The organism is Streptomyces sp. NPDC004658 (assembly GCF_040609555.1).
Classification (GTDB): Bacteria; Actinomycetota; Actinomycetes; order Streptomycetales; family Streptomycetaceae; genus Streptomyces.
The window spans coordinates 1-6956 of sequence record NZ_JBEXKG010000260.1 but is presented as its reverse complement, the minus strand read 5'-3'; the positions used below and the strand labels follow the sequence as shown (position 1 = coordinate 6956).

The 6956-nt window shown below is 74.7% G+C and carries 7 protein-coding genes; 2 read left to right on the top strand and 5 right to left on the bottom strand.

Annotated features, from left to right (window positions below):
• Positions 1-472: 472 nt before the first annotated feature.
• Complete coding sequence (locus ABZV94_RS39210) at positions 473-1375, bottom strand: LysR family transcriptional regulator (protein WP_356349470.1); 903 nt, start codon at positions 1373-1375, stop codon at positions 473-475.
• Between the two features lie 74 nt (positions 1376-1449).
• On the opposite strand from ABZV94_RS39210, the gene ABZV94_RS39205 reads away from it, so the two are divergent.
• On the top strand, positions 1450-2385 hold the full coding sequence (locus ABZV94_RS39205; RefSeq protein WP_356349468.1) for a DMT family transporter: 936 nt from the start codon (positions 1450-1452) through the stop codon (positions 2383-2385).
• A gap of 73 nt (positions 2386-2458) precedes the next feature.
• Here the strand turns inward: ABZV94_RS39205 and ABZV94_RS39200 are convergent, their stop codons facing one another.
• Positions 2459-3790 carry an aminotransferase class I/II-fold pyridoxal phosphate-dependent enzyme gene (locus tag ABZV94_RS39200; protein WP_356349466.1) on the bottom strand — a complete coding sequence of 444 codons (1332 nt, stop codon included), beginning with the start codon at positions 3788-3790 and terminating at the stop codon, positions 2459-2461.
• Between the two features lie 50 nt (positions 3791-3840).
• Between ABZV94_RS39200 and ABZV94_RS39195 the strand changes: the two genes are divergently transcribed.
• Positions 3841-4521, top strand: coding sequence for a pyridoxamine 5'-phosphate oxidase family protein (locus ABZV94_RS39195; RefSeq protein ID WP_356349465.1), 681 nt, complete (start codon positions 3841-3843; stop codon positions 4519-4521).
• 10 nt (positions 4522-4531) lie between these two features.
• On the opposite strand, the gene ABZV94_RS39190 is transcribed toward ABZV94_RS39195, so the two are convergent.
• The 3 genes from ABZV94_RS39190 to ABZV94_RS39180 form a co-directional block, all read right to left on the bottom strand.
• On the bottom strand, positions 4532-5479 hold the full coding sequence (locus ABZV94_RS39190) for an EamA family transporter (protein WP_356349471.1): 948 nt from the start codon (positions 5477-5479) through the stop codon (positions 4532-4534).
• A 200-nt stretch (positions 5480-5679) separates the two neighbouring features.
• The gene (locus ABZV94_RS39185) at positions 5680-6684 is read right to left on the bottom strand and encodes an EamA family transporter (protein WP_356349463.1); all 1005 of its coding nucleotides are present in this window, start codon (positions 6682-6684) and stop codon (positions 5680-5682) included.
• Between the two features lie 81 nt (positions 6685-6765).
• On the bottom strand, positions 6766-6956 hold a 191-nt coding region (locus tag ABZV94_RS39180; RefSeq protein WP_356349461.1), incomplete at its 5' end, for a Clp protease N-terminal domain-containing protein.

Sequence of the window (6956 nt, the reverse complement as noted above, 5' to 3'; positions counted from 1 at the left end):
CCCGGGGTGCCCCCCGGGTACGCCCCTCCGCCGACTTCCGCGTTCACCTGCCGGACCCGCCGCATGATCACCTCCTGCCGGCCATCCGAGAGGCGCACCCCGGCGTCCTGCCACCGCCATCTCAGCAGGCGCCTCCGGCTCCCCGCCCCATGCCCGGACCAACGAGCACGGCGGGTGACAGTCACATGACCGACCGGACAAGTCCTAGTGCGGCTGTGACTGTGCGCTTCAGTTGGCGAGTTGAGCGCCGGCTATCCCGGCGGTGGTCCGGGCTGGTTAAGGACCACCGCCCGGTCGATGCTCACACCCAGAGCGTGAGTGTCCTTCCGCTGAGGGGGCCGCGCTGCGAACACCACATGTGGCGCAGAGCGGCGGCCGCGGCCCCGGCCGGGGGCTCGTGCACGCCGTCGACTGGAGTAATGGTCAGGACCTGTGGATCTAGATGTGCTGTCCGGACAGCTCTCCTGGGCTCTCAGCCCAGCTGCTGTGCGGCCGTCCGCAGCGCCTCGACGGCCGCGCGGATGGAGGGCCGGCGGTCGGCGTCCGCCCGCCAGACCACGTAGACATGGCGGCGCACGCGCTGCTTGAGCGGCACCAGGACGACGCCCTCGGGCACCGGATGCCGGCCCAGCAGTGGCGCGATGCACACGCCCAACCCGGCCGCGACGAGGCCGAGTTGGGTGTGGGTCTCGCCCGCGCGGTGGCCGACGATCGGCTCGACGCCCTTGGACCGCAGGGTGAACATCAGCCACTCGTGGCAGAACTCGCCCTCGCCCCAGGTGATCCACTCGTCCTCGGCGAACTCGGTGAGGTCCACGTCGTCCCGGCCCGCGAGCCGGTGCGTCGCGGGCATGGCCACCTCCGCCGGATCGTCCAGCAGGGGGGCCTTGACCAGGCCGTCGGGCACGGGCATCGGCTTGTTGTACCAGTCCAGCACCACCGCGAGATCGAGATCGCCGCGCACCACCCCGGCGATGCCCACTTCCGGCTCCAGCTCGCTGGAGCGCACCCGCAGTCCCGGGTGCTCGGTGCGCAGCGCGCCGAGCGCGGTGGGGAACAGTCCGCGGGCGGCGGTCGGGAACGCGGACAGCCTGAGTTCGCCGACGACCTGGCCGCGGTGTGCCTCCAGGTCGGACTGGGCCAGCTCGACCTGCGACAGGATGCGGGCCGCGTGCTCCGACAGCAGGCGGCCGGCGTCCGTGAGCCGCACGCCCCGGCCGTTCTTGGCGAGGAGCTGCTGGCCGACCTCCCGCTCCAGCTTGCCGAGCTGCTGCGAGACCGCGGAGGTGGTGACGTGCAGCGCGTCTGCGGCGGCGCTGACCGAGCCGTGCCGGGCCAGGGCGTCGAGGGTGCGCAGGCGCTCCAGGTTCAACATGTAAGCGATTCTACGAGGTACCAGGTGAGAAATCTCGATTGTGCTACGAGATCGCCTCCCGCATCGTGGAGACCATGAGCACGGTCACCGCATCGGCCCGAACCGGGTCCCCGTCCCCCGCCCGGCCCCGCGCCCGCCTCGGCTGGCGGGTCCGCTTCGGCATCCTGTCCCTGATCTGGGGCTTCAGCTTCCTGTTGATCAAGGTGGGGACCGAAGGGTACGCGCCCTTCCAGGTCACCCTCGGACGGCTGGTGTTCGGTACGGCGGTCCTGGTGGCGGCGATGGCGGTGAAGCGGGAGCGGCTGCCGCGCGGGGCCCGGCTGTGGGGGCACATGGCGGTCGCCGCGTTCCTGCTGAACGCCCTGCCGTTCTCCTTGTTCGCCTACTCCGAGCTGACCATCCCGTCCACCCTGGCCGGCATCTGCAACGCCACGTCTCCCCTGTGGGGCATGGCCCTGTCACTGGTCGCCCTGTCCGAGGACCGGCCCACCCGGGTGCGCGTCGCCGGGCTCGGCCTCGGCTTCCTGGGCGTCCTCACCGTGCTCGGCGCCTGGCAGGGCTTCCACGGTCTGGACGCCACGGGTACGGCGATGGCGCTGCTGGCGTCGCTGAGCTATCCGGTCGGCTGGATCTATGTGCGGCGGACGCTGGCCGGCACGGGCAACTCCCATCTGTCGATGACCGGGGGCCAGTTGCTGCTGGCGACCGTGCAGCTGGCCGTGGTCACCCCGCTGTTCACCAGCGTGCCCGACCATCTCTCCGTCGTTCCGCTGCTGGCCGTGGCCGCGCTGGGGGCGTTGGGGACCGGGCTGGCGGTGCTGATCCAGTACGGGCTGGTCGCCGAGGTCGGGCCCACGACCGCCCAGATGGTCACGTACTTCATCCCCGTCATCGCCACGGCCGCGGGGGTGGCGATCCTCGGGGAGTCCCTGCGGTGGACCACGCCGGTGGGTGCGGTGATCGTGCTGGCGGGGGCGGCGCTCACGCAGGTGCGGGGCAAGGCCGCGTGAGGGGTGCGGTGCGGGGGTGCGGGTCCGCCGTGGCCCGCCACCCGGTTCGCCCGCACCCCTTCCCGCGTCGCCGTCAGCCGTAGACGCGGGCCGGAGACGGGCGTACCGCCGCCGCCACCGCGTCGGCCAGCGGAGCGATGTCCTCCTCGGTGAGCGGTGAGACCGTGATGCGGACCGCCGGCGGCGAGGCCAGGCGGAAGCGGGCTCCCGGGGCCACCGCCCAGCCCCTCTGGAGCAGGCGGGCGATCGCGCCCGTCTCGTCGGGTACCGGCACCCAGACGTTCATGCCGCTGCGGCCGTGTGCGACGACCCCCCGCTCCGCGAGCGCGTCGACCAGGCCGGTCCTGCGGGTGCGGTACGACGCCGCCACCGCCGCGCGGTCGACCGCGCCCTGGGCCCAGAGGTGGGCCACGGCCCGTTGCAGGAGGAGGCTCACCCAGCCGGGGCCCAGGCGCTGACGGCCACGGACCCGGTCGACGGTGACGGGGTCCCCGGCGAGGACGGCGAGGCGCAGGTCGGGGCCGTAGGCCTTGGCGGCGGAGCGGACGAAGGCCCAGTGCCGGGTGGCGCCCGCGAGGGGGTGCAGCGGCAGGTCGACGATGCCGTGGCCGTGGTCGTCCTCGACGAGCAGGGTCCCCGGGTGGTCCCGCAGCACCGCGCGCAGGGCACGCGCGCGCGTGGCGGTGACCGACGCGCCGGTCGGGTTCTGGGCCCGGTCGGTGACGATCAGGGCGCGGGCCCCGGACTCCAGGGCGCGGCGCAGGTCGTCGGCGCGCGGTCCGTCGTCGTCCACGCCGACCGGGGCCGTGTGCAGGCCCAGGGCGGGGATCAGGTCGAGGAGGCTGCCCCAGCCGGGGTCCTCGACGGCGACCGTGTCGCCGGGCCTGAGGTGCGCGGCGAGGACGCGTTCGATGGCGTCGAGGGAACCGGAGGTCACGGTCAGCGGGCCCACGGGGATGCCGTCGGCGTCGAGTTCGGCGCGGGCGAGGCGGGCGAGGTCCGCGTCCACGGGATCGTCGCCGTAGAGCACGGGCCGGTGCTCGCCCCGCTCCGCCGCCGCGGCGAGGGCCGGGGCCAGGCGGGGCAGCAGGGCCGGGTCGGGATTGCCCGTGGAGAGGTCCCGGCCTCCGGCAGGCACCTCCACGCGCAGCTGCTCGCGGCCGGTGGTGGCCGGCTTGGGGCGGATGCGGCTGCCCCGGCGGCCGGCCGTCTCGATCACCCCGCGTTCGCGCAGGATGCGGTAGGCGGCGGCGACCGTGTTCGGGTTGACCCCCAGCTGGGCCGCCAACTCCCGCATAGGGGGCAGGGTTTGACCCGGTCGCAGCTCGCCGGTGCCGACCGCCTGCTCGACGCCGGCCGCGATCTCGGCTGCACCGCGTCCGGTGATCCGATATTCTCCTAGCACAAACGACATTATGCACTAGTGCAAAACTCACCGCCTCTGGAGGGACCGGCATGCAGGGCACGACCGAGGAGACGCGGGCCGCCGCCTACTCACCGACCGACCGGACCGTGCCCACGCGCTCCGCGGAGCGCGCGTCGTACGACAAGGAGCTGGTGCACGCGATTCTGGACGAGGGGTACGTCTGCCACCTCGGCTTCGTCCGGGACGGCGCCCCGGTGGTGCTGCCGACGCTGTACGGCCGGGTCGGCGAGCGGCTGTACGTGCACGGCTCGACCGGCTCCCGGCCGCTGCGGATGACCGGCCAGGCCGACCCCGGCCTGCCGGTGTGCCTGACGGTCACCCACGTCGACGGGCTGGTGCTGGCCCGCTCCGCCTTCCACCACTCGATCAACTACCGCTCGGTCGTGGTGCACGGCGTCGCGCACGAGGTCACCGATCCCGAGGAGCGGCGGCTGGCCCTGGACGCGCTGGTCGACCACGTCGTCCCGGGCCGGGCCGCCGACTCCCGGCCCGCGAACAAGAAGGAGCTGGCCGCCACCGCGGTCATCCGGCTGGACCTGGAGGAGGTCTCGGCCAAGGTCCGCACCGGCGACGCCAACGACGAGCCCGAGGACATGGACCTGCCCCACTGGGCCGGGGTCGTCCCGCTGCGCAAGGGCTACGACACCCCGGTCCGCAACGCCGACCTGGCGCCCGGCATCGAGCTGCCGGACTACCTGGCGAAGCGGTGAGCGCGGGGGGTCACACCGGGGCGGGCTCGCGCCGGCCGGCCGCGCGGGCCTCGCTCACCGCGAGGCCCGCGACCGCGCCGAGCATCAGCAGGGTGCCGGCCGCCGTGGTCACCGTGAGCCGTTCGCCGAGCAGGACGACGGCGAGCACGGCCGCGGTCACCGGCTCCAGCAGCATGATCACGGAAACGGTGGCGGACCGGACGACGGCGGCTCCGGCGAAGTAGAACGCGTACGCGAGGGCTGTGGGGACGGCGGCGATGTAGAGCAGCAGCCCCAGCAGCCGGGCCGGGTGGGCGGTGTGCGGAAGCAGCCCTTCCGCTGCCGCGAAGGGCAGCAGGCACAGCGTGGTCACGGCGAAGGCGCCCACGGTGGTGCCGGCTGCGTCCGCGCCGCCGCCCCTCCCCCACCAGCGGGTGAGCAGGGTCATCGCGCCGTAGCCCGCCGCCGAGGCCAGGGCCAGCAGCACACCGGCCGGCCGTACGGTCGCGGCCGAGCCGCCGAAGGTGAGCACGGCCAGCCCGGCGAGCGCGCCGGCGACCGCCGCCAGACCGCCGGCGCCGAGCCGTTCCCCGAGCAGCAGCCGGGCGCCGAGCGCGATCAGCACAGGGCCCGCGCCGAGAGTCACGACGGTGGCCACGGCCAGCCCGGTCGACGCCACGGCCGCGAAGTAGGCCGTCTGGAACACGGCCAGGGCGAGCCCGGTGGCCAGCGCCCTCGTGAGCGTCCGGCCCACGGGCCGCACCGGGGCCGGACGGCGGACGCCCGGCCGCAGCAGCCGGCCGGCCGACAGAAGACCGAGCCCCAGCGCGCAGCGCCAGAAGGAGAGGGCGAAGGCGCCCATGTCGCTGGTCCGGTAGACCAGCGAGGCGGCGGCGCCCGCGGTGCCCCAGGCGGCACCGGTGACGATCAGGTAGAGCAGGCCACGCCCGACGGGCAGGCCTGAAGCGGGGTGCGACAAGGTCGACAAGGGAATCTCTCCGCAGAAGCGCACGTGGTCGTGCGGAAGTTCGGGAGCGTCCCGCTCCGGCGGGACGCGCGGACTTCGTCTGCGGGCAGCACCGTCCGGCCCGGGCACGCATGCGCCGGGCGAGACCCGGAGGCCCGCCTCAGGCGGCCGGGGGCGGCAGGACGAGTGCGTGGTGCGCCATGATCCGGACTCTAGGCGGCCGTACCCCGCGCCGACAACTCCCTTTCCGCGCCACCCGAGGCGACCGGCTCCGAGGAGCCCGCGGCCGGGGTGGCCGACTGGGCGATGAACGCGCCGACCAGGACGACCGCGCCCCCGGCCACCTGCGGGGCGGACAGGTGCTCGCCGAGCAGCACCCAGGCCAGCACGGTCGCGATCACCGCCTCCAGGCAGGCGACGACCCCGGCGACCTGCGGTGACAGCCGGCGCACGGACAGCACGCCGGTGACGTACGCGATCACCGTGGCGACCAGCACGATCCAGGCCAGCAGGGCGACGGCCGGTACGGCGGTGCCGTTCAGGCGGGCGGAGCCGGCCAGCACCGACCAGTCCATGCTCCAGGGGCGGGCCACCGCGGTCAGCACCCCGGCGCCGACCAGCAGCCCGTAGGCGATGACGCCGAGCGGGTCCGGCGCCGCGTCACCGGCGTCGCTGCCCTGGTCCGACAGCACGAAGTAGCCCACCTGGCAGCAGGCGGCACCGAGCGCGAACACCAGGCCGAGCGCGTCGAAGCTCAGCCCGGACCAGACCTCCACCACGCAGGCGAGGCCGCCGGCGGCGAGGACCACGCCGAGCGCGGCGGCGCGGCTGACGGGCCGCCGCTGCACGAACCGCACCCAGCCGAGCACCAGGGCGGGAGCCAGGTACTCGACGAGCAGGGCCACGCCGACCGGGATGCGGGAGAGCGCGGCGAAGTAACAGGCCTGGACACCGGCGACGGCGAGCAGCCCGAACCCGGCGAGCAGCGCGGGCCGGCGGCGCGGCAGGGCCCGGTGCCGGATCGCGACCGGCAGCATCACCAGGGCGGCGCCGGCCACCCGCAGCCACACCACGTGGAGCGGGTCGAGTCCCGCCTCGATCAGCGGCTTGGCGGCCACTCCCGAGCCGCCGAAGGCCAGCGCCGAGCCGAGTGCGAGACCGAGCCCGGCTCCCTTGCCGGGGCTGTCCTGACTGCTCACAGACGTATGCACCGGCACATGATGACAGGCGACGACAGGAGCGTCACCCCCGATGGCACCTGTCTCAGCCGGTGGACGGCCGACGGAAGGGGCTGCGGGTCAGCGGGCCGCCCCGCCGTCGTCGGCGTACGCGTCCGTTCCCGCCTCGATCCGCGCGGACAGTTCACGGGCGGGGATGCCGGCACGTTCCAGGACCTCGGCCGCCCGGGACCCCGGGTCCGCGGCGAGCGCCGCGAGCAGGTCGGTGCCGACGACGCGCGGCGCGCCCCGCCGCCGGGCACGCGCGCGGG

Bases quoted from the DNA above. Each gene is read 5' to 3' on its own strand.
- ABZV94_RS39205 (WP_356349468.1), top strand. From the start codon at position 1,450: ATGAGCACGGTCACCGCATCGGCCCGAACCGGGTCCCCGTCCCCCGCC.
- ABZV94_RS39195 (WP_356349465.1), top strand. From the start codon at position 3,841: ATGCAGGGCACGACCGAGGAGACGCGGGCCGCCGCCTACTCACCGACC.
- ABZV94_RS39210 (WP_356349470.1), bottom strand. From the start codon at position 1,375: ATGTTGAACCTGGAGCGCCTGCGCACCCTCGACGCCCTGGCCCGGCAC.